General features: G+C 62.4%; 19 protein-coding genes. 4 read left to right on the plus strand and 15 right to left on the minus strand.

Annotation, left to right across the window (positions count from 1 at the left end):
• Positions 1-20: 20 nt before the first annotated feature.
• The 5 genes from ACR9WD_RS06580 to ACR9WD_RS06600 form a co-directional block, all read right to left on the minus strand.
• The gene (locus ACR9WD_RS06580; protein ID WP_434922987.1) at positions 21-1,121 is read right to left on the minus strand and encodes a fatty acid desaturase family protein; all 1,101 of its coding nucleotides are present in this window, start codon (positions 1,119-1,121) and stop codon (positions 21-23) included.
• Between the two features lie 127 nt (positions 1,122-1,248).
• Positions 1,249-2,238 (minus strand): IS481-like element IS5564 family transposase, encoded by a 990-nt coding sequence (locus ACR9WD_RS06585; RefSeq protein WP_011273866.1) that lies wholly within the window; start codon positions 2,236-2,238, stop codon positions 1,249-1,251.
• Complete coding sequence (gene cmx / locus ACR9WD_RS06590) at positions 2,238-3,413, minus strand: chloramphenicol efflux MFS transporter Cmx (RefSeq protein WP_005297378.1); 1,176 nt, start codon at positions 3,411-3,413, stop codon at positions 2,238-2,240. Before cmx ends, ACR9WD_RS06585 begins: the two co-directional genes overlap by 1 nt.
• Positions 3,414-3,434: 21 nt before the next feature.
• Complete coding sequence (locus ACR9WD_RS06595) at positions 3,435-3,488, minus strand: chloramphenicol resistance leader peptide (RefSeq protein WP_011113070.1); 54 nt, start codon at positions 3,486-3,488, stop codon at positions 3,435-3,437.
• Between the two features lie 204 nt (positions 3,489-3,692).
• Complete coding sequence (locus tag ACR9WD_RS06600; protein WP_285675854.1) at positions 3,693-5,333, minus strand: ABC-F family ATP-binding cassette domain-containing protein; 1,641 nt, start codon at positions 5,331-5,333, stop codon at positions 3,693-3,695.
• An 83-nt stretch (positions 5,334-5,416) separates the two neighbouring features.
• Here ACR9WD_RS06600 and ACR9WD_RS06605 point away from each other — a divergent pair, with 83 nt between their 5' ends.
• The gene (locus ACR9WD_RS06605; protein WP_149596702.1) at positions 5,417-5,782 is read left to right on the plus strand and encodes an ArsR/SmtB family transcription factor; all 366 of its coding nucleotides are present in this window, start codon (positions 5,417-5,419) and stop codon (positions 5,780-5,782) included.
• Between the two features lie 26 nt (positions 5,783-5,808).
• A complete protein-coding gene (locus ACR9WD_RS06610; protein ID WP_434922988.1) occupies positions 5,809-7,032 on the plus strand; it encodes an MFS transporter in 1,224 nt (407 codons plus the stop codon).
• A 139-nt stretch (positions 7,033-7,171) separates the two neighbouring features.
• Here the strand turns inward: ACR9WD_RS06610 and ACR9WD_RS06615 are convergent, their stop codons facing one another.
• Complete coding sequence (locus ACR9WD_RS06615) at positions 7,172-7,813, minus strand: phosphoribosyltransferase (RefSeq protein ID WP_434922989.1); 642 nt, start codon at positions 7,811-7,813, stop codon at positions 7,172-7,174.
• A 190-nt stretch (positions 7,814-8,003) separates the two neighbouring features.
• Entirely contained in the window at positions 8,004-8,468 is a 465-nt protein-coding gene (locus ACR9WD_RS06620) for an HD domain-containing protein (RefSeq protein ID WP_073707606.1), read from the minus strand.
• 163 nt (positions 8,469-8,631) lie between these two features.
• Between ACR9WD_RS06620 and ACR9WD_RS06625 the strand changes: the two genes are divergently transcribed.
• The gene (locus tag ACR9WD_RS06625) at positions 8,632-8,961 is read left to right on the plus strand and encodes a PadR family transcriptional regulator (protein ID WP_434922990.1); all 330 of its coding nucleotides are present in this window, start codon (positions 8,632-8,634) and stop codon (positions 8,959-8,961) included.
• A 1-nt stretch (position 8,962) separates the two neighbouring features.
• Positions 8,963-9,958: a permease prefix domain 1-containing protein gene (locus tag ACR9WD_RS06630; RefSeq protein ID WP_038991334.1), complete on the plus strand. Its 996-nt coding sequence runs from the start codon at positions 8,963-8,965 to the stop codon at positions 9,956-9,958.
• A gap of 133 nt (positions 9,959-10,091) precedes the next feature.
• Here the strand turns inward: ACR9WD_RS06630 and hpaD are convergent, their stop codons facing one another.
• From hpaD to ACR9WD_RS06670, 8 genes are all read right to left on the minus strand, one after another.
• Positions 10,092-11,189: a 3,4-dihydroxyphenylacetate 2,3-dioxygenase gene (hpaD, locus tag ACR9WD_RS06635; RefSeq protein ID WP_038991538.1), complete on the minus strand. Its 1,098-nt coding sequence runs from the start codon at positions 11,187-11,189 to the stop codon at positions 10,092-10,094.
• A 62-nt stretch (positions 11,190-11,251) separates the two neighbouring features.
• Positions 11,252-12,748 carry a 5-carboxymethyl-2-hydroxymuconate semialdehyde dehydrogenase gene (gene hpaE, locus ACR9WD_RS06640; protein WP_038991335.1) on the minus strand — a complete coding sequence of 499 codons (1,497 nt, stop codon included), beginning with the start codon at positions 12,746-12,748 and terminating at the stop codon, positions 11,252-11,254.
• Between the two features lie 80 nt (positions 12,749-12,828).
• Complete coding sequence (locus tag ACR9WD_RS06645; protein WP_254590378.1) at positions 12,829-13,488, minus strand: GntR family transcriptional regulator; 660 nt, start codon at positions 13,486-13,488, stop codon at positions 12,829-12,831.
• A complete protein-coding gene (locus tag ACR9WD_RS06650; protein ID WP_149596707.1) occupies positions 13,488-14,990 on the minus strand; it encodes a fumarylacetoacetate hydrolase family protein in 1,503 nt (500 codons plus the stop codon). The genes ACR9WD_RS06645 and ACR9WD_RS06650 overlap by 1 nt, the downstream gene beginning before the upstream one ends.
• 387 nt (positions 14,991-15,377) lie before the next feature.
• Entirely contained in the window at positions 15,378-16,613 is a 1,236-nt protein-coding gene (locus ACR9WD_RS06655) for an ABC transporter permease (protein ID WP_434922991.1), read from the minus strand.
• Positions 16,610-17,317 carry an ABC transporter ATP-binding protein gene (locus tag ACR9WD_RS06660; protein WP_434922992.1) on the minus strand — a complete coding sequence of 236 codons (708 nt, stop codon included), beginning with the start codon at positions 17,315-17,317 and terminating at the stop codon, positions 16,610-16,612. The genes ACR9WD_RS06655 and ACR9WD_RS06660 overlap by 4 nt, the downstream gene beginning before the upstream one ends.
• Positions 17,307-18,386, minus strand: coding sequence for an efflux RND transporter periplasmic adaptor subunit (locus tag ACR9WD_RS06665; protein ID WP_434922993.1), 1,080 nt, complete (start codon positions 18,384-18,386; stop codon positions 17,307-17,309). Before ACR9WD_RS06665 ends, ACR9WD_RS06660 begins: the two co-directional genes overlap by 11 nt.
• A gap of 776 nt (positions 18,387-19,162) precedes the next feature.
• Positions 19,163-19,573 (minus strand): hypothetical protein, encoded by a 411-nt coding sequence (locus ACR9WD_RS06670; RefSeq protein WP_434922994.1) that lies wholly within the window; start codon positions 19,571-19,573, stop codon positions 19,163-19,165.
• Positions 19,574-19,585: the final 12 nt, after the last annotated feature.

Genomic DNA, 19,585 nt, shown 5'->3' on the forward strand with positions numbered 1-19,585 from the left:
TCATGCGCCTGGCGCAGACGCTATGCGCTAACGCGGTAACCGGAGATCATCGGGCACTCGAAAGGATCCCGGGCCGATAGCCCTACCTTGTTCAGGTAGGTGATCACCTGTGCGTAGGATTCGCGGACACTGGCCACGGTGTAGGGCACCTGATGCTCTTCGCAGTACTGGCGCACGATGCGCGAGACGCCGGCCAGGTTGGCGCGCGGCATGGACGGGAACAGGTGGTGCTCCACCTGGTAGTTCAATCCGCCGTAAACGTGGGATAGCACGCGGTTTCCCCAGCTGGACTTGGCCATGACGTTGCGTCCGGTCAGTACTTGGCGGGAGAAGAAGTCGATGCGGGCGTCCTGGGGAACCATCGGCATGCCCTTGTGGTTCGGGGCAAAGGATGCACCCATGTAGATGCCGAAAACTGCCAGCTGCACGCCCAGGAAAGCGAAAGCCATGCCCACGGGCAGGAAGTAGAAGACGATGGCCAGGTAGATTCCGATGCGCAGTGCAACACCGGTCATTTCGCGCTTGCGGTTCTTGACCCGCTCAGCCTTGAACAAGTACTTGATCGAGTGCATGTGCAAATTCAAGCCCTCAAGGGTGAGCAGCGGGAAGAACAGGTAGCCCTGGCGGTTGGTGATCCACTTGAGAAGTCCACGCTGGCGCTTGGCATCCTCGGTCTGAAAGGAAATGGTGTCCCACTCGATATCAGGATCCTTGCCCACGGTATTGGGCGTCGCATGATGCTTGTTGTGCTTGTTCATCCACCACTGGTAGCTGATGCCCACGACGATATTGGCCAGGAACTGGCCCAGCTTGTCATTGCGCTTGTGCGAGGCGAGGATCTGGCGGTGTGCCGCCTCATGCGCCAGGAAAGCGAACTGGGTGAGCAGCAGGCCCAAGACCCCTGCCATCAGCAACTGGAACCAGCTGTCGCCAAGGAGGATGAATCCGGCAACGGTGCCAGCCAGCAGCACCGTCAGCACGATGCCCAGGCCGAGATAGTGTCCGCGTCGGCGGCCAATCAATCCGGCTTCGGTGACCAGCTTCTTGACGTGGAAGAAGCTCTTGGGGTCGCCCGGCTTGAGTGTAGGCCCTTGGGAATGGAGTGTTGCAGTGCTTCTCAAGAAAATATCCTTGGGTACTAGGCGTCGACCTCGCAGTCGAAAGAACTGAAAAACTCGGCTCCCATGATGCCAATCCTACGTTGGATTGCTGTGAAATTGCCTATGTAAGACGTGCCCAAGCCAGACCCTAGATGTGATGTCCAGGGACGTTGTTGAGTCGGTCGAAGGGTACGCCGCCAATCGCAGAGTGGTGTCGGTGGTGGTTGTAGAAGTGGAGCCAGCCGGGCAGCGCCAGGCGTCGTTCGGCCTCTGAACCGTAAAACCTGGCATAGGCCCAGCCGTCCCCGAGCGTGCGGTGGAATCGCTCGATCTTCCCGTTCGTCTGCGGCCGGTAGGGGCGTGTCCGCTTGTGTCGGATGCCGAGCCGAGCGCAGAAGTCCCTCCATGCGTGGGATCTGTATGCCGACCCGTTGTCGGATAGGACTCGCTCGACGGTCACGCCTCGTTCGGCGAACCAGGCCACGGCGCGTTCGAGAACTCCCACCGCTGTGCTCGCCTGCTCATCCGACCAGATTTCTGCGTATGCGACGCGGGAGTGGTCGTCGATGACTGTGTGAACGAACGCCGTCCCGGTGCGCGGCTTGTGATCTTTTCCTCGTGGTAATCCCGGAGTCGCGAGCTTGTTCCGTGCGCCTTGCTGCCGACCTACGTAACGATGTCCACCGCCGTCGGGGATGTTGCCGAACTTCGTGACATCGACATGAATCAACGATCCCGGATGAGGATGCTCATATCGCCGCAATGGCTCGCCAGTGACACGATCGATATGCGAGAGGCGGTTCACGCGGCAACGGACGAGGACCGCGTGAACAGTCGACGTCGAGAGACCAAGTCGCGCAGCGATCTGGGCTGGCCCCAGTCGAAGCCGCCAGCGCAGGTTGATGATCTTCTTCTTGACATGCTCGGGCGTCCTGCCTGGGATCCGGTGCGGCTTGCTGGAGCGATCCTGCATCCCAAACTCACCCTCTTCCCGGTAGCGGCCTGCCCATTTCCGGGCAGTGATCGGGGAGACCATGAACATCTTTGCGGCGATCGTGGCCGGATAGCCGTCTTCGACAATCAGCCGAGCTAACCGGAGACGGGCACGAGGAGTGAGAAGAGCGTTCGGATGGGTCATCAATTGGCCTCCGCCGCGGTCTTCGTAAGCGCGCGTCTGGTGAGAAGCATGATGACGAGAGCGATCGCTGTCAGCACCGAAGCGACCCAAACCGGCGCGAGCAGCCCCAGCCCGGTCGCGAGCCCGAGCGCACCAAGCACGGGCCCCGCTGCAGCTCCGATATTCAATGCTGCGGTTGCGTACGAACCGCCCATCGTTGGCGCACCCGATGCTGCATACAGCACACGCGTGATCAGAGTACTGCCGACGCCGAACGACAGGAATCCCTGAACGAGGACGAGGACGATAAGCGCAACGGGATGAGATGCGACCACTGCCAACACGATCCAGCCTGTCAGCAATAGCGGTCCGCCGACTGCGAGCACGAGGCCAGGTCGTTGATCTGATAGTCGTCCTGCGATCGTGACGCCAAGGAACGATCCGATGCCGAACATCACCAGCGCGACGGACACCCACGCTTCGGCCAAGCCCGCGGTCTCGGTCACGATGGGTGCCAGGAAGGTGAATGCCGCAAAGGTCCCTCCGTTGATCAGCGCTCCGAGTGCCATGGCCAGGATGAGCCGCGGCGTCGCCAACTGGCTGAGCTCGACACGGAGCCTTGGTGAGGTCGCGCTAGTCTCGCTCCGACCAACATTGTTCGTGACGCCACGAATGACTCCAACGGCCGCGGGAATACAGAGGATGGCGATCGCCCAGAACGTCGTTCGCCAGCCCAGCGCTGTGCCGAGCAGTGCCCCGGCGGGGACGCCCACGACGGTTGCGATCGTCGTGCCGGAGAGCAGGATCGACAGTGCACGCCCCTTCTGGTTCGCTGGCACGAGGGTAGTGGCCGTGCTCAGTGCTACGGCGAGGAATCCTGCGTTTGCGAGAGCGCTGAGCACCCGGGTGATGAGCAGGAGAGAGAACACTGGTGTCATCGCTCCGATGACGTGGCTTCCCGCGAACACGAGAAGGCAAACGATCAATGTGAGCCGCGGTGGCCAACGGCGAGCGAATGCCGCCATCACTGGCGCGCCGACGACCATACCGACTGCGAATGCGGAGGTCAGCAGGCCCGCAGTGCCGACCGAGACGTCAAGTTCGGTCGCGATCGCGGGGAGCAATCCCGCGAGCATGAATTCTGAAGTGCCCATGACGAAGACCGCCAGGGCAAGCATGTAGAGGGCAAAAGGCATCGAGTACTCCGAGGTGTGAGATCAAGAAATGGTTCTTCTTGTCACCACGGCCAGCGCCCCGGGTACGCCAGACATACGCCCACACAGATCGTGGGCGTCGTAACTAGTGGTTCAAGGGGCTGGCGGTGTGACCGACAACCCCTGACCTGTCTGATTCGGGACTCGACATGCCCCAAACTCTACCATGCCTTCAATGGCAAGCGGTCTGGACAGATACTTCTTGAATCGGCACGGTGTCATTACGGGCGGGGGCCAGAACAACGTCCCTGGACATCACACCTAGAAATGGGCAGTTAGTTGCCCTTCGGCAACTTCCCAGTGGGCGGATAGGCGGACATTCTCCAGCAGCCGGCGATCATGGGTGACCAGCAGCAACGCTCCAGTGTATGCTTCCAGTGCTTCTTCGAGCTGTTCAATGGCGGGCACGTCGAGGTGATTGGTCGGCTCGTCGAGCACCAGCAGGTTCACCCCACGGGCTTGGAGCAATGCCATCGATGCGCGGGTGCGCTCGCCGGGAGACAGCGAATCGACCAATGCAGAGGACTGGTCTGCCTTCAAGCCGAACTTGGCCAGCAGGGTGCGGACCTCGGCAGCGGAGTACTCGGGAACTTCCTTTTCGAAGGCTTCGCCCAACGGCAGATCATCGGGAAGCTGGGTGCGCGCCTGGTCGATTTCGCCGATGCTCACCGAGCTGCCCAGGGAAGCGGTGCCGCTGTGCGGAGCCAGCTTGCCCAGCAGCAGGTTCAGCAAGGTCGACTTGCCTGCTCCATTTGGGCCGGTGATGCCAATTCGGTCCCCGGCATTGACCTGAACCGACACCGGCCCGAACGTGTAATCGCCGTGGGACACCGAGGCTTCGTTGAGCGTGCACATCACCGAGGATCCGCGCGGGGCCGACGCGATGGAGAACTGCAGAACCCATTCCTTTCGCGGTTCGGCCACTTCCTCAAGACGGGCGATGCGCGATTCCATTTGGCGCACCTTGGCTGCCTGCTTCTCCGAGGATTCGGTGTTGGCACGGCGGCGGATCTTGTCGTTGTCCGGCGCCTTGCGCATGGCATTGCGCACGCCTTGCGAGGACCACTCGCGCTGGGTGCGGGCGCGGGAGACGAGATCCGCCTTCTGGCTTTCGAACTGCTCGTAGGCTTCACGCGCGTGGGTCCGCTTGATGGTCCGTTCGGCGAGATACGAGTCGTAGCCGCCTTCATAGGTGGCTACCTGATTCTGGGCCAAGTCCAATTCGATGATGCCGGTGGTGCAACGGGCGAGGAACTCGCGGTCATGCGACACCAGGATCACCGGTGCGCGCAGGGAATTGATGAAGTCCTCCAGATGCTCCAGACCTTCAAGATCAAGATCATTGGTCGGCTCATCGAGCAGCACCACATCGAAGCGGGAGAGCAGCAAGGCCGCCAGGGCAACGCGGGCAACTTGGCCGCCGGACAGGGCAGTCATCTCGGTATCGACCGGGAGGGCGAAGCCGAGCTTGGCCAGCACCTCGGGGATGCGGTCTTCAAGATCCATGGCGCCGGAGGCCATCCAGTGATCGAAGGCGGCACTGTAGGCATCATCTGCGCCCGGCTTGCCGCTGCCCAGTTCTTCGGCGGTCGTCTCCATGGCGGTGGTGGCCGCGGCGCAACCGGTCCGGCGGGCCAAATACGCGGCAATGGTTTCACCTGGAATGCGATCGTGCTCCTGCGGCATCCAGCCGATGAACGCGGAATCCGGGGCAGTGCTCACGGTTCCGGCCTGCGGGGTTGCGGCCCCGGCTAGCAGCGACAGCAACGTGGACTTGCCAGCGCCGTTTGCACCCACCACGCCATAGACATCGCCGGGTGCGGCGGTGAAGTCCAGATTCGAGAAGAGGGTCCGGTGGGCGTGGCCGCCAGATAGGTCCTTGGCCACGAGCGTTGCAGTCATGGTTCCAATTCTAGTTACAGCCATAGGCGGAATATTTCCGCTGTGCCCTAGGCGATACGTCGCAAGAGTATTAGTCTATTAGCATGCATGCAGATAATAAGATTTATGCCCCCGAGCCCTCCTCGGAATTCGTGGAACTTGCCGCGGAAGTCTTCGGCTTGCTTTCCGATGCCACGCGGATCCGGATTGTGCTGCATCTGCGCCGTGCCGGAGAGCTCTCTGTCAACGCGCTCGCAGAGCTCGTCGAGAAGAGTCCCTCGGGGGTTTCCCAGCACCTGGCTCGCCTGCGCATGGCGCGCATGGTGACCACACGCCAGGACGGAACCAAGGTTCTCTACAGCCTTGCCGATGACCATCCGGCGCGCCTGGTCAGCGAAGCGATCAAGCAGGCTGAGCATTCTGTATCCAACGGCCAATTGCCGCTGCATCACGAAGCGCCAAACACCTAGGACTAAAGAAGACAGGGGCGGCCAAGATGCTTTCAGTTCTCAGGGACCAGGCGTACGCCAAGCTCTTCGGCGCGCAGATGATTGCGCTTCTGGGCACTGGCTTGCTCACCGTAGCGCTGGGCCTTTTGGCTTTCGATATCGCCGGCAACGATGCGGGCTTGGTGCTCGGCCTGGCCTTGACCGTCAAGATGGTCGCCTATGTGGCGGTTGCACCATTGGTCAACGCCCTGGTGTCCCATATTCCGCGCAAACCGGTCCTTGTCGGGTCCAATGTCATTCGTGGACTGGTGGCGCTCTGCCTCCCCTTCGCCAGTGAAGCGTGGCAGATCTATGTGCTGATATTTGTCCTGCAATCGGCATCGGCGACCTTTACCCCCGCATTCCAGGCGGTCATTCCCTCCATCCTGCCTGGAGAACGGGAATATACGAAGGCCCTGTCCCTGTCGCGTCTGGCCCATGACATGGAGTCGTTGGCCAGTCCGATGCTGGCGGCCGCGTTGTTGACTGTCACCAGCTACCACAACCTCTTTGCCGGGACCGTGATCGGCTTTGCCGCATCGGCTCTGCTTGTTGCCGCGACCCGGTTCCCGCTGATCCCGCCGCCGCAGAAGACGCTCTTCTTCCATCGCCTCACCGGCGGAACCCGGGCGTTCTGGTCGGCACGCGAACTGCGCAGCCTGATGGCACTGAATCTGGTCGTTGCCGCGGTCTCCGCCATGGTCATCGTCAACACGGTGGTACTGGTGAAGGGGGAGCTGGGCCGTTCGCAGGTGGATGTTGCCTTGCTGCTCGGAGCCTATGGTGCAGGTTCGATGGCGGTGGCACTGGGCATGCCCGGGTTGCTGGAGCGATTCGAGGACAGCACTGTGATGCTCGCCGGCGCCGTAATGATGCCGCTGCTGCTGCTCATTGGTGCTACGGTCATCGGCTGGGCACAGGGAGCCGGGCAATGGGCCGGGCTTCTTGGCTTATGGATGGCTTTGGGTGCGGCGACTGCAAGCATCCTCACGCCCTCGTCCAGGCTATTGCGCCGCAATAGTACAGAGCAGACGCGCCCGGGGGTTTTCGCCGCGCACTTTTCCTTGTCCCATGCCTGCTTCGTGCTGACCTACCCGGTGGCCGGTGTCCTCGGCGCATCAATCGGCTTGTGGGGCGTCGCCGTGGTTTTGGTCGGGATCGGCGCGATCGGCACGGTGCTGGCCCTTGCTTCATGGTGCCCGGTCTTGGATCGCCGTAGCCAGCTTGGGTGAGCTCGGCAGAACGGTCGCTGGCCTAGTCGAAAGCCGGTGGCTGGCCAACCTCCTGCTCGGCGATCGGCAGTCGCGGCGCGGAGTGGGGACTCATGCTGGAATCCTCAACGCCGGCCCTTGACTGCGCGGTACTGGATCTTCACCGCTTCGAGCGAAGCAACTCCAGTACTTGGTCCTGGCTGACTTGGCCAAAATCCTCGTAAAACGCTCCGACGGCAGTAAAGTTATCCGGGGTGAGAAGTTCGCAGATGCCATCGACATGGGGCGCCAATTCAGCAACCGTTTCGGGGGAAGCCACCGGAACTGCCAGCATGACGGAGGCAGGGGACAACTCCTGTACGAGATCCAGCGCGGCCTTCATCGTCGCGCCCGTGGCCATCTCGTCATCGCAGAGCAGCAAGTCGCGCCCGGACAGATCCGGGCAATAGTCCTTGAACCTGTCGGCGAGGGCCAGCAGGTCGGCACCGGTGCCTCGTTCCAGGGATTCGAGCTCGTCCTTGCCGAAATACTGCAGCGCCCGGCGATAAATGGCCTCGTTGATATGGCGGGAGCTGCTGGACCCATACCGGGCGATGGCGCCGAATGCCAGCTCTGGATTGCTGGGCACCCCGAGCTTGCGCACCGCCACGGCGCTCAGGTCGGCGCCGAGCGCCGTGGCGACTTCGTAGGCAATGGGCACCCCGCCGCGCAGCAGGCCCAGCACCGTGTATTCTCCGGCGGGCAGCAGAGTGGACAGCTTCATGCCCAGCGCGGCGCCGGCATGGCTGCGGTTTTCGAACACTGTGCTTCTACCTGTAGCCATGGTTCCAGTCTTGCCCAATGGCGCTCGATTGCAAGGGCATCGGTGGAAACATCCAGCATTTAATGTCCCGTGCGGTGATCAGGTGCTTGAGTCGACAGTTTGCAAAGTCGACGCAAGGGGCATTGCGGGCCGACACTGGAGCTGCAGTATTTGGGGTTCCACGCGATCCTTAGGGCCCCGGCTGCTGCAGGAGGCCGAGAAGTGTCCTGGTGCGCCGGTATTTCTCGGCCAGCCGCTGCCGGGTAACCGGGTCCAGTTGGCTGGTGCGTTCAGGGTCGGTGTTGTCGGCCAGATCCGCCTGCTTGACCAGCAAGGCCAGCGAGTTGCCGCGTACTTTTGCGCAATACTCTTCCAGGCTCTGCCCTGGACGCTTGCTCAGCAGCTCGACCGCCTCGATGACTGTTTCGGGAATGCCTGAGTTGCGCAGATCCTCCGCGCTCACCTCGCAATCCTCGATCACGTCATGCAGCCACGCGGCCGCGATGGCCTCCGGCGAACCGCCAAGAGCGCGGGCATGGCCGGCCACTCGTGCCGGATGCCCGATATACGCAGCGCCAAGCTTATCGACCTGGCCTTCGTGGGCGCGGACAGCGATCGCCTTGGCCAATTCAACCAGCGATTTTTGCTCGTCCATGTTCCGCCTCACTGATCGGCTGTTGCTGATTTACAGCTTACGCGTGGCGGGAGGCGGGTTGGCAGGATTTGGCCTGCCAGGCTACGACACTGAACACGTCGTTCCACAGAATCCACTAATGTGTCATTGACTGTAGTGTGTGGCACACAGTAATGTAGTGGACATGGAAGAGTTCGAGACCCAGCTGCAAGAGCTGCGACGCGGCACCGTAGTACTGGCCTGCCTGCAGCTGCTGCGCGGCGCCGGGTATGGCTACAGCCTGCTGGAGCAGCTTGGCGATCATGGTTTCTACACTGACGCCAACACCCTGTATCCGCTGCTGCGTCGTTTGGAGAAGCAGGGGTACCTCACCAGCGAGTGGAACACCGAGGAGGCGCGGCCACGCAAGTTCTACCGGACCTCGCTCGACGGCATCCGTCTCGCTGACGCGTTGACCACCGAATGGCGATCCCTGACCACGGCGATCGCCTCGCTCACCAAAGAGGAGCACTGACATGACTGCCACCTTGACCGAACGCTACATCTCGGCCACCATCCGGAGCCTGAAACCCGAACTGCAGGACGACGTCCGCGCCGAGCTCGAAGCCTTGATTGCCGACGCGATCGAGGCGCGCACGGACCAGGGTGAGGCCGCGGACGAGGCTGAACGCGAAGTCCTGTCCGAGCTGGGCGATCCCGGCCTGCTTGCCGCCGGCTACGCGGACCGGCCGCTGCACCTGATCGGTCCGAAGTACTACCTGACCTGGTGGCGGCTGCTGAAGCTGCTGTTGTGGATCGTACCGGTCTGCGTGGTCGGCGCGGTGCTGCTGGGCCAGCTGCTCTCCGGAGCTGAGGTCGGCGAGAGCCTCGTCCAGGCGCTGGCCATCGGGCTGCAGGTGGCCGTGCATCTGGTCTTCTGGACCACGCTGGTCTTCGTCGTGCTCGAGCGCACCGGCGCGGACACCGGCATGAAGTGGGATGTCGACCAGCTGCCTGAGGTCCAGGAGGATGGCGCCGGACGCAGCGAGCTGATCGCCTCGCTGGTGTTCCTGGCCATCGCCGCCGTGGCGGTCGTGTGGGATGCGGTGCGCGGATTCTTCCCGACCGGCGGCGAGCCGATCGCGATCCTCAATCCGGGACTGTGGCCGTGGTGGATCGGCGCGCTGTTCGGCCTGATGGTGCTTGAAGCAGTCTTCGCTTTCGCGCTTTATGCCCAGCGCCGCTGGACTACCGCGCTGGCAGCGCTGAACACCGTGCTTGCCCTGCTCTTCGCGGCCTGGGTGCTGGTCCTGCTGCTGGGCGGCGAGCTGGTGAACCCCGAGTTCCTCTCGTTCATCGCCCAGGCCGGAGGCGAGGAATTCGCTTCCGGGAACGCGGATGCCGCAGGCAACGGGGGAGTCTTCCGGATCCTGGCGGTGCTGCTCGGATTCGGGATCGCCATCGGGGTCGGTTGGGACATCGCCGATGGCTGGCGCAAGGCGGTGCGCGAACGGCGCGTTGCCCGGGTCTGAATTCCTTGGAAGAACGAAACCAGAAAAAGAAGAATCCCGGGGCATCGGTGAAGAAAATCGCTGATGCCCCGGGATTCTTGTGCTGCAGCTCAGGGAAGCTGCCAAGCTCTGGGTCTAGAAGAGCTGGTCTGGCTTAGAGCTGGTTGCCCAGCTTGAAGCCCTTGGATGCCTGGCCGTGGTACGAGCCGTCCTCGTCACCGGCACGGGTGTAGGAGAAGCCGTCGGCGCCGATCGTGACTTCCAGTTCGGAGTCGTCGGTGCGCTCGACGATTTCCTGCACGTTGCCATCCAGGTCCAGGACTTTGGAGGCTTCGGTGTACCACGAAGGCACAACCGGGTTGCCCCACCAGTCGCGGCGCTGGTTGTCGTGCACGTTCCAGGTGATGGTCGGGTTGTCCGGATCACCGGTGTAGTAGTCCTGGGTGTAGATCTCGATGCGGTGGTCATCTGGATCCAGGATGTACAGGTAGAACGCGTTGGACACGCCGTGGCGGCCTGGGCCGCGCTCGATGCGGTCCGAGATGCGCAGTGCGCCCATCTTGTCGCAGATCTGGATGATGTTGTGCTTCTCGTGGGTGGAGAAGGCCACGTGGTGCAGGCGCGGGCCGTTGCCGCCGGTCAGGGCGGTGTCATGCACGGTGCCCTTGCGGTGCATCCAGGCTGCGTAGGTGGTGCCTTCGTCGTCCTGGATGTCCTCGGTGACGCGGAAGCCCAGGTCCTCCAGGTACTTGCGGCCGCGCGGCACGTCCGGGGTCACCTGGTTGAAGTGGTCCAGGCGGACCAGCTCGCCGGCCGAGTACAGGTCGTAGCGCATGTGCAGGCGCTCGACGTGGGTGGTCTCGAAGAAGAACTCGTAGGGGAAGCCCAGTGGATCCTCGACGCGCACGGCATCGCCGATGCCCTTGACGAAGCCTTCCTTGCGGCGCTCGGTGCGGCAGCCCAGTTCCTTGTAGTAGGCCTCGGCCTTGTCCACGTCTTCGGTGGAACGCACGCGGAAGGCCATCGCCTTCAGCGCGGCCACTGGGCCCTTGGTCAGCACCAGGTTGTGGTGGATGAATTCCTCGAAGGAACGCAGGTAGATCTGGTTCTCGTCCTCGTAGGACACGTGCAGGCCCAGCACGTCGACGTAGAAGTTGCGCGAGCGCTCAAGGTCGGTGACGACCAGTTCGGCGTAAGCGCAGCGCAGGATATCCGGCGCTGGCACCGAAGGGGTTGGGATCGGGTTTGCGATCTCTTTGCTCATGATGTGCTCCTTTGCAAGCAAAAAATTTAGTGGTGGGAAGCTGGTGCTTCCTAGACGCCGAACTTCGGGGAGTGCGCTTCGTTCAGGGTGATCTGGATGGACTGCTGGGTGGTGTAGAAGTCCACCGAGCGGTAGCCGCCCTCGCGGCCCAGGCCCGAAGCCTTCACGCCGCCGAATGGGGTGCGCAGGTCGCGGACGTTGTTCGAGTTCAGCCACACCATGCCCGAGTCGATCTGGTGCGCGAAGTTGTGCGCGCGCTTCAGGTTCGAGGTCCAGACGTAGGCGGCCAGGCCGTACTTGGTGTTGTTGGCCAGCTCCAGCGCTTCCTCGTCGGTGTCGAACGGGGTGATGGCAACGACCGGGCCGAAGATCTCGTCCTGGAAGATCTGCGCATCCGGTGCGACATCGGCGAACACGGTCGGGGCGACGTAGTTGCCCTCATTCTCGAAGCCTTCGGCGCGGCCGCCGCCGGCCAGCAGCCGGCCTTCGTTCTTGCCGATCTCGATGTAGCTCATGACCTTGTCGAAGTGGTTCGGGTGGACCAGCGATCCGACCTCGGTCTTCGGGTCGCTCGGCAGGCCGACGCGGATGTTCTTGGCGCGCTCGGCAAACTTGGCAACGAAATCATCGTAGATGTCGCGCTGGACCAGGACGCGGGAACCGGCGGTGCAACGCTCGCCGTTCAGCGAGAACACGCCGAAGACGGTGGCGTCCAATGCGGCTTCCAGGTCGGCGTCGGCGAAGACGACGGCCGGGGACTTGCCGCCCAGCTCCAGCGAGAGGCCCTTGAAGAATGGGGCGGCCGCGGTGGAGATGGTGGCGCCGGTCGAGGAGTCGCCGGTGAAGGAGACCAGCGGGACGTCCGGGTGCTTGACCAGGTAGTCGCCGGCCACGCCGCCGGAGCCGAAGATCAGGTTGAAGACGCCCTCTGGCAGGCCGGCTTCGCGGAAGATCTCTGGCCACAGGGTGGCGGACAGCGGGGTGTAGCTGGCAGGCTTCAGGACCACGGAGTTGCCGGTGGCGATGGCCGGGGCCAGCTTCCAGGATTCCTGCATGAACGGGACGTTCCATGGGGTGATCAGCGCGGCGACGCCGATCGGCTTGCGGTTCACGTAGTTCATCTGGCGGCCCGGGACGCGGAAGGTGTTGTCCACCTGGGCGACGATCAGGTCGGCGAAGAAGCGGAAGTTCTCGGCGGCGCGGCGTGCCTGGCCCTTGGCCTGGGTGATCGGCAGGCCTGAGTCGTAGGACTCGAGCAGCGAGAGCTCCTCATCGCGGGACTCGACGATGTCGGCGATCTTGTGCAGCACGCGGGAACGCTCGCGCGGCAGCATCTTGGACCATGGGCCTTCCTTGAAGGCCTTGCTTGCGGCGGCGACGGCCAGGTCCACGTCCTCTGGCTGTGCCGAGGCGACGGTGGCGTAGTTGGTGTTGGTGACCGGTTCCTGCACGTCGAAAGTTGCTCCGCCGATGGAGTCAACGAATTCGCCGTTGATGTAGTGCTGCAGGTGGGTTGGGAGATTTTCCGGTACGAAGTGCTTGCTCATGGCAGTTCCTTTCGTGCGTTGTCCCGGTGTTTTCACCGGATGGCTTTGGGCAAAACTATGGGTAGTGCAGGGGCTGCCGGCTAGATGGCGCTCGGTGCCATGCCGGCGGCCTTGAGGTAGGCGTTCAGGGTGCGGGCGCGGTGCTCGCGCGCCGCGGCCTCGATCTGCGCCGGGGTGGCGTGATCGGCAATCAGATCCAGCAGCTTCTCGTGTTCCTCAACCGAGGCGCGGGCCCGGTTCGGGATGTGTGTGAAGGAGCTCGCACGCATCGCCGCCAGCCGCCGCCATCCGCGCTGGACCAGGTCCAGGATGTGCGGGTTGGGGCACTGGCCGTAGAGCAGCTGGTGGAATTCGGTGTTCATTCGGGTGAAGGACACCGGGTCGAAATCCTCCAGGCATTGGCGCATCTTCTCGTTCAGCGCCCGCGCCTTGGCCAGCCACTTGGCGTCCATGGCATCGGCGGCCAGCGCGGTGGCGGCCGGCTCGATGACCATCAGCGTCTGCATGGTGTGCAGGTAGAGCGTGGAATCCACATGGGCCACCGTCGCCCCGACGTTTCGGGTGAAGTGGACCAGCCCTTCGGCCTCCAGCCGGCGGATCGCCTCGCGCACCGGAACCACGGAGCAGCCCAGCTCATCGGCAATGGTGCCCAGCACCAGCCGGTAGCCGGGGGAGTATGCCCCGTTGACGATGCGCTCGGAGACCAGCTGGTAGGCTGCCTCGGACTTGGAAGCAGTCATTACAGCGACCATGAGTCCAGATCCGGGCTGCCTGCGTCCTTCCAGGCGTTGTACTTGGCCTTCCACTCGGCGTTCATCGGGAACAAGCCCTCGATGCCGTGGCCTCGCTTGACCATGGCGAAGATGAATTCGTCATTGGACTCGGTCACCGCTGCCTCGGCGGCCACCTCGGCCACCATGGCTGGCGGGATGACCACGATGCCATCGGAGTCGGCCACGATCACGTCGCCCGGCTGCACGGACACGCCGCCGCAGGCCACGGTGATGTCCTTGTCCCAGGCCACGTGCTTGCGGCCGAGCACTGCCGGGTGGGCGCCGTTGTAGAAGACCGGGATCTGAAGGTTGGATACCGCGTCCAGGTCGCGCACGCCGCCATCGGAGATGATGCCAGCGGCACCGAGCTGCTGGGAACGCAGGGCCAGGATGTCGCCCAGGGTGGCCGAACCCGTCTCGCCGCGGGCTTCCATGACCAGGATTTCGCCGTCCTTGAGCGAGTCGATGGACTGCTTCTGCATGTTGTAGCCGCCGCCGTGGGCCTTGAACAGGTCCTCGCGGTTCGGGATGTAGCGCAGGGTGCGGGCGGTGCCGATCACGCGCTGCATGCCCTTGGTGGCACCGGGAACCTCGATGTTCACGTTGTTCAACCCGCGCTTGCGCAGGGTGGCGGACAGGGTGGCGGTGGCGACCGAGGCCAGCTGCTCGCGGACCTTGTCGGTCAGCACCGACTTGCCGGTAATCAGGGGTTCCATGCCGGCGCTCTCGCGATCGCCGTAGGCGTCTTCCTTGTCCTTGTCGGTGACCTTTGGCTGGTTGCCGAATGCGGCGAAGGCTTCGGTGCCCTCGGTGGCGGTGGTCTTCAGCTTGCCGGTGGATGCTCCGGAAACCAGGTCGGTGACCTCGACCTCGACGACGTCGCCCGGGAAGAAGACAGTGGAGCCGGCCGGGGTGCCGGTGAGGATGATATCGCCTGGCTGCAGGGTCATCTGCTGGGACAGGTCGGCGACGATGGTGGCGAGGGAGAAGAGCAGTTCGGAGGTGTCGGCATCCTGGGCGAGCTGGCCGTTGACCCAGGTCTGCACGCGCAGCTTGGCAGGATCCAGGGTGGAAGCATCCAGCGCGTTGGGGCCGACCGGGGTGTAGCCGTCGCCGGACTTCGAGCGGATGTTCGAGCCCTTGTCCGCGTACTTCATGTCGTGCACGCCCAGGTCGTTCGATGCGGTGACCTGTCCGACGTAGCTCCAGGCGTCCTCAACCGAGACGCGGCGGGCGGCCTTGCCGATGATCAGTGCGATTTCGCCCTCGAATGCGAGCAGCTCGGTGCCGGCAGGGCGTTCCACGGTGGAACCGCTGGCGGCCAGCGAGCTGGTGGCCTTCATGAAGTAGCTGGGGAATTTCGGGGTGCGTCCACGCTGCGCCGCACGCGAGGAGTAGCTCAGGTGTACGGCCAGGATCTTGCCTGCCTGCGCGAAGGTCTCTTCGGTTACTGGGACAATATTGCTCACCGTTGATCGGCCTGCTTTCGTCGAACATCATCTCGTACATCAAATCGTATACGATTAGTGTGCTCGCAATCTCAAACGCTGTCAAGCCGGAAGCGGAAATCATTCAGCCAGATGGCATCGAAGGCCGGAAATTCCTCGGAATCACGCGAAATTTGGCGGCGCCGAGAGTTTTCCAGAATCGTCGAAATCTGGGCATCAGATCGAATGTACGATAGCGCACAATTGCCGACGGGAATGCCTTGCGGAGGGCAGGAGCCGGCGGATCTGATATTCCGCTAGAGACCCGTATAGGTTGAAAACCGCGTTAAAAACGGCGTTGGCCGGAGAGAATTCCCCGGCCAACGCTTCGTGCTATTCAGTTACTCAACTGGCAGTGCAGACCGTGGCCTAGACACGAATGGCATCCACGATCTTCACACGTGCTGCCACCAGCGCTGGGAGCACGCCGGTGAGGGCACCCACCGCTACGGAGACTCCCATGCCCAGCAGTGCGGCATCGAGCGGGAAGGGCGGCATCTGGTCCAGCTCGGTAGCGAGCACCATGTTCAGCAGGCTCTCATAGGAAACCAGGGCTACCGAGATCAGCACGCCCAGGCCGCCGGCCACCGCGGTGGCTACCACGCTCTCCATCATGACCGAGAAGAAAACCCGGCCGGTGGTGGCGCCGAAGCTGCGGCGGATGCCAACTTCGCGGATGCGTTGCTTCATGGTCACCATGGAAACATTCAGCAGGCTCAGCGAACCAAGCAGCAAGATGATCACAGCAATGCCGGAAACCACCAATGTCAACTGCTTCAGGCTTTCATCAGCACCCCACATCAGGTAATCCTCGCGATGGGAATCGACGGTATAGCCCGGAAGCTCGGCCTGCATCTGCTGGCCAAAGTGCATGGCCAGCTCCTCGGATCCCTCGATAGGCACCCACATCTTGTAGGACACCTCATTCAGCGGGGCGCGCTCCGAAAACCAGTGCTCATAGGTGGCCGGCAGCATCCACAGCTGGCCGGACATCCCGAAGGTTCGGGAACTGGCGGTGCCGATGACCGTGACAGACACGGCGTTGCCGTTGCTCACCAAGTCGACGGCGAGCGGCAGGCGCTGGCCTTCCAATCCCAATTCCCTCATGATGTTCTGGTCAACCACCACGGCGGGTGACAGATTTTGCGCATCCTCGGATTCCAGCCAGCGGCCCTGGCTCATGACCAGTCGGTGCATCGGGGCGTAGTCCGGTTCGACAACCAGGGTTTCCGCGTCCAGGGCAACGCCCTGGGATACAACCTGTTGGCCGTAGCTGCGGCCGATCATCGTGGTGTAGTCGATCTTGAATCGCGCGCTGGTCTTCTCGAAAGCCTGCGCCGCCGAATCATCGCCCTGCGGACCCCCATCCGAGCGTGCATCGAAGGCATAGGTGGTGATCATTGCGGGACGGCCGTCGCGTTCAAGGGTTTCGGTCATCATCTGCCGGGCCATGCCGGCGCCGGCCAGGGCGGTGGTCAGTGATGCCACGGCAACGGTCACGCCGATCAAGGAGAGCAGCACCCGCAATTTGTGGATGCGCAGTTCCTGCCATGCCTCCAGCAATGCTGCGGCAAATCCGGTGGCCAGGCGTGCAAGGGCGTTCAAGGCACCACCACCTCACTGAGCGGATGCAGCCGCCCTGAATCGAGGCGGAACTGCTCGCGCGCCAGGGCTGCCACGTTGCTGTCGTGCGTGATGGTGATCAGGGCCGCGCCCGAATCAACCGTGGCGGAATCCAGCAAGTCCATGACGGCACGTCCAGTGCTGACGTCCAATGCGCCGGTGGGCTCATCGGCGAGCACCACGCGAGGGCGCCGCACCAGCGCGCGGGCAATCGCCACGCGCTGCTGCTCGCCACCCGAGAGGGTCTGCGGCATGGAATCCAGGCGTCCGCCCAGTCCCACGCGTTCCAGTGCCTCGGTGGCCAGCTTGCGCCGATTCCAGAAATCGCGGCCGCTGGCATACATCAGCGGAGCCATGACATTCTCCAGCGCAGTGCGTCCGGGCAGGAGGTTGAACTGCTGGAAGACGAACCCGAGGTCGCGGCCGCGGGCATGAGCAGCCTGCTTGGCGCTCAGCCGGGCGGCATCCTTGCCGCGCCACAGCAGGCTGCCGCTGGTCGGACGATCAAGCAGGCCCAGGATGTTCAGCAACGTGGACTTCCCGGTGCCCGAACGTCCGACGATTGCTATGTGGTCTCCCTCGGATACGGTGAGATCAATCCCGTTGAGGATATGCAGCTCGCTGTCATCGGGCAGCCGGACGCTGCGCGTGACGTCCTCGAGCTTCAGCAATGGCTCACCACTCATCTGGGTAGGGCTCCATCTGCATCATTTCACCTGGCGCCGGGGTGGATCCCGGGACGAACCGAAGGATTTCGGTCTCGTCCTTCAGCCCGGAAACCACCTCGATGATCTTTCCATCGGTCACGCCCAGCTCTACTTCGGTGCGGATTTCCTTGCCGTTCTCATCCAGCTTCCACACCGCGCCCTGGCCAACCAAGCCGCGGACTGCCGATACCGGTACGGTCACTGCATCCTCAACGGTGCCAGCATCGATTTCCATGTTCATGCTCAGCCCATCAAAGACCACGACGTCAGCTGGAACAGCACAAGAAATCTCGCTGCTTGAAGAGCTCTCCGGGGATTCCCCGGTGGCCATTGGATCCATGGACGATTCCATATCCTGGTCCTGCGTGCTGGCGTTGGATTTCTTCGACGCGCTGTCCCCGACAGACAGATCCTTGCACGTGAAGGGCTCCGGCCCGCCGTCAATAGTGATCGTTGCTTCGAGGGTTTCGTCCATCAGGCGGTAGCGATCCAGCGGATCGATCGAACCGGCCGCCAGGAATTCCTGCGGCTGGATGGAGCCGAGGCCCGTGCCCTTGGTGACGTCATCGCCAATCTCGATCTGGAAAGCGCCTACCTTGCCAGTGGCCGATGCGTAGACATCGTGGTACTTCACGACGGGAGCAGTTTCCAGGGGCAGCTCTTCGCCTTCGGAACCTTCGGAGTCCGAGTCGCTGGCTTCAGCGACTTCAGGCTGGGACTCTGTGCGGACTTGGAAGATACGGTCGCCAAGGGAGACATTGTCACCCGGTTTGACGAAGGCCCAGTTGACGACGCCGTCCACGGGAGCGTTCAGCTCTTTGGAATCGGTGAGCTTGATGGTTCCGGGGATGGTCAGCTTGTTCTCGACCGTTGCTTTTTCGGCAATAACGGTCTCGGCCGGGATTTCTCCGGTGGGGAACAGGTCGTCGTCGGCGGCGGAAGTACCGCCGGCAAACGCGAGCTTCACGAGGCTGACGGCGATCAAGGCGCCGATGACCAGCCAGGCAGCGGGAAGGAAAACGCGGCGGAACGCGCGGCGTTGGCTCATAGAGTTGCTCTTTTCACCATACAAAAATTACCCGAGCCAACTGCAACCTCCAAGCCTAATCAAGAGAAACGCGTAACCTTTATCAGATTGAGATGTATTTTTACTTTGCTAGTCAGACTCGCTAGTCAAGTTACTGATCGAAGGGTGCATTTGAGTTCGTTGCGCGCGAGGCGCCCTGTGCGGAGCGCCGTGGCGTCGATTGCCATGGGGCCTCCAAAGGCGATTGGCACGCTGAACTCCCAGCCTTCCTCCTGGCGCAGCAGGGATCACGGAACAGGTGACGCTGGGAGCCCTGCGCGCAGCGGAACCGGACGTGGCCCCGCGGTATGGCGTGCACCGTTAAATGGGGTCGATCTGGATGTCCCGACCGCGCGATTCCGGTGTTCGCACAGTGCCAGGATCGAGAATAGCGGGGATGACAAGACGGTTTAATCCACAGAGGAAGAAGTGCATCATTTGCTTCATTCTGTGCCAAAATTATTTCCCTCTAACTGCTGGTAAAAATCGGGATCCCGGCGTAGGATGTCGGCATATCGTTGTCTTGAATTGGGGGATTTAAAGACGAATTGAACCACTCGCATTCATTTCGCATCTTTAGATGCATTGGGGAACTTATCCTGAGCAGTTGAGCCACATGGGGTGGCTGCATCTTAGGCCAGGCTTTTATTATCTGAGGTCAGAGCCTTACTACCGCTCGCTCTTTTTCGGGTGGATCGCACTTACACGCCGCGCGATCCACTCTGGACATTCTTGTATGGGGGAGAAATGTCTAGGCATCAAAGGCGTGGCACTTTTGTGCCAAATTCGCGCCGCAAAACCTTTTTAAAAGGATCCTTAAAGCCATTTTTGGCGATAATTTCGTCAATTTCCTTGTGTTTTGTCATGACCATTCCGGGCATGGCAGTTGCCGCCGAAACTTCTGTTGGGGAAGAAACCGCGGCCACACAGCCGGCAACTGAATCGGAGGACTCCGCATCCGCCGTGGACACGAAGTCCACAGAGGAAGCAGCGATCGAAGCTGAGGAATCTTCAGAGGCAACCACGGCGGAGGAATCGCCAGCTGCTGAAGCAGAAAATCGTACCAAGGCATCGGCTCCTGACAAAGATGCAGTAGCCGAACCCGAGCCGGCCCGGGCACCTGCACCAGAATCTGAGAAGCCAGACCAGCCAAAATCAGCGGAAACCACGAAACCAGCACC

Origin of the sequence: Glutamicibacter sp. PAEs-4 (genome assembly GCF_051161755.1) — a bacterium.
GTDB lineage: Bacteria > Actinomycetota > Actinomycetes > Actinomycetales > Micrococcaceae > Glutamicibacter > Glutamicibacter nicotianae.

Coding starts and splice junctions, on each gene's coding strand:
- ACR9WD_RS06585 (WP_011273866.1), bottom strand. CDS start 2,238: ATGACCCATCCGAACGCTCTTCTCACTCCTCGTGCCCGTCTCCGGTTA.
- cmx (WP_005297378.1), bottom strand. CDS start 3,413: ATGCCTTTTGCCCTCTACATGCTTGCCCTGGCGGTCTTCGTCATGGGC.
- ACR9WD_RS06600 (WP_285675854.1), bottom strand. CDS start 5,333: ATGACTGCAACGCTCGTGGCCAAGGACCTATCTGGCGGCCACGCCCAC.
- ACR9WD_RS06605 (WP_149596702.1), top strand. CDS start 5,417: ATGCATGCAGATAATAAGATTTATGCCCCCGAGCCCTCCTCGGAATTC.
- ACR9WD_RS06610 (WP_434922988.1), top strand. CDS start 5,809: ATGCTTTCAGTTCTCAGGGACCAGGCGTACGCCAAGCTCTTCGGCGCG.
- ACR9WD_RS06620 (WP_073707606.1), bottom strand. CDS start 8,468: ATGGACGAGCAAAAATCGCTGGTTGAATTGGCCAAGGCGATCGCTGTC.
- ACR9WD_RS06625 (WP_434922990.1), top strand. CDS start 8,632: ATGGAAGAGTTCGAGACCCAGCTGCAAGAGCTGCGACGCGGCACCGTA.
- ACR9WD_RS06630 (WP_038991334.1), top strand. CDS start 8,963: ATGACTGCCACCTTGACCGAACGCTACATCTCGGCCACCATCCGGAGC.
- hpaE (WP_038991335.1), bottom strand. CDS start 12,748: ATGAGCAAGCACTTCGTACCGGAAAATCTCCCAACCCACCTGCAGCAC.
- ACR9WD_RS06645 (WP_254590378.1), bottom strand. CDS start 13,488: ATGACTGCTTCCAAGTCCGAGGCAGCCTACCAGCTGGTCTCCGAGCGC.
- ACR9WD_RS06660 (WP_434922992.1), bottom strand. CDS start 17,317: ATGAGTGGTGAGCCATTGCTGAAGCTCGAGGACGTCACGCGCAGCGTC.
- ACR9WD_RS06665 (WP_434922993.1), bottom strand. CDS start 18,386: ATGAGCCAACGCCGCGCGTTCCGCCGCGTTTTCCTTCCCGCTGCCTGG.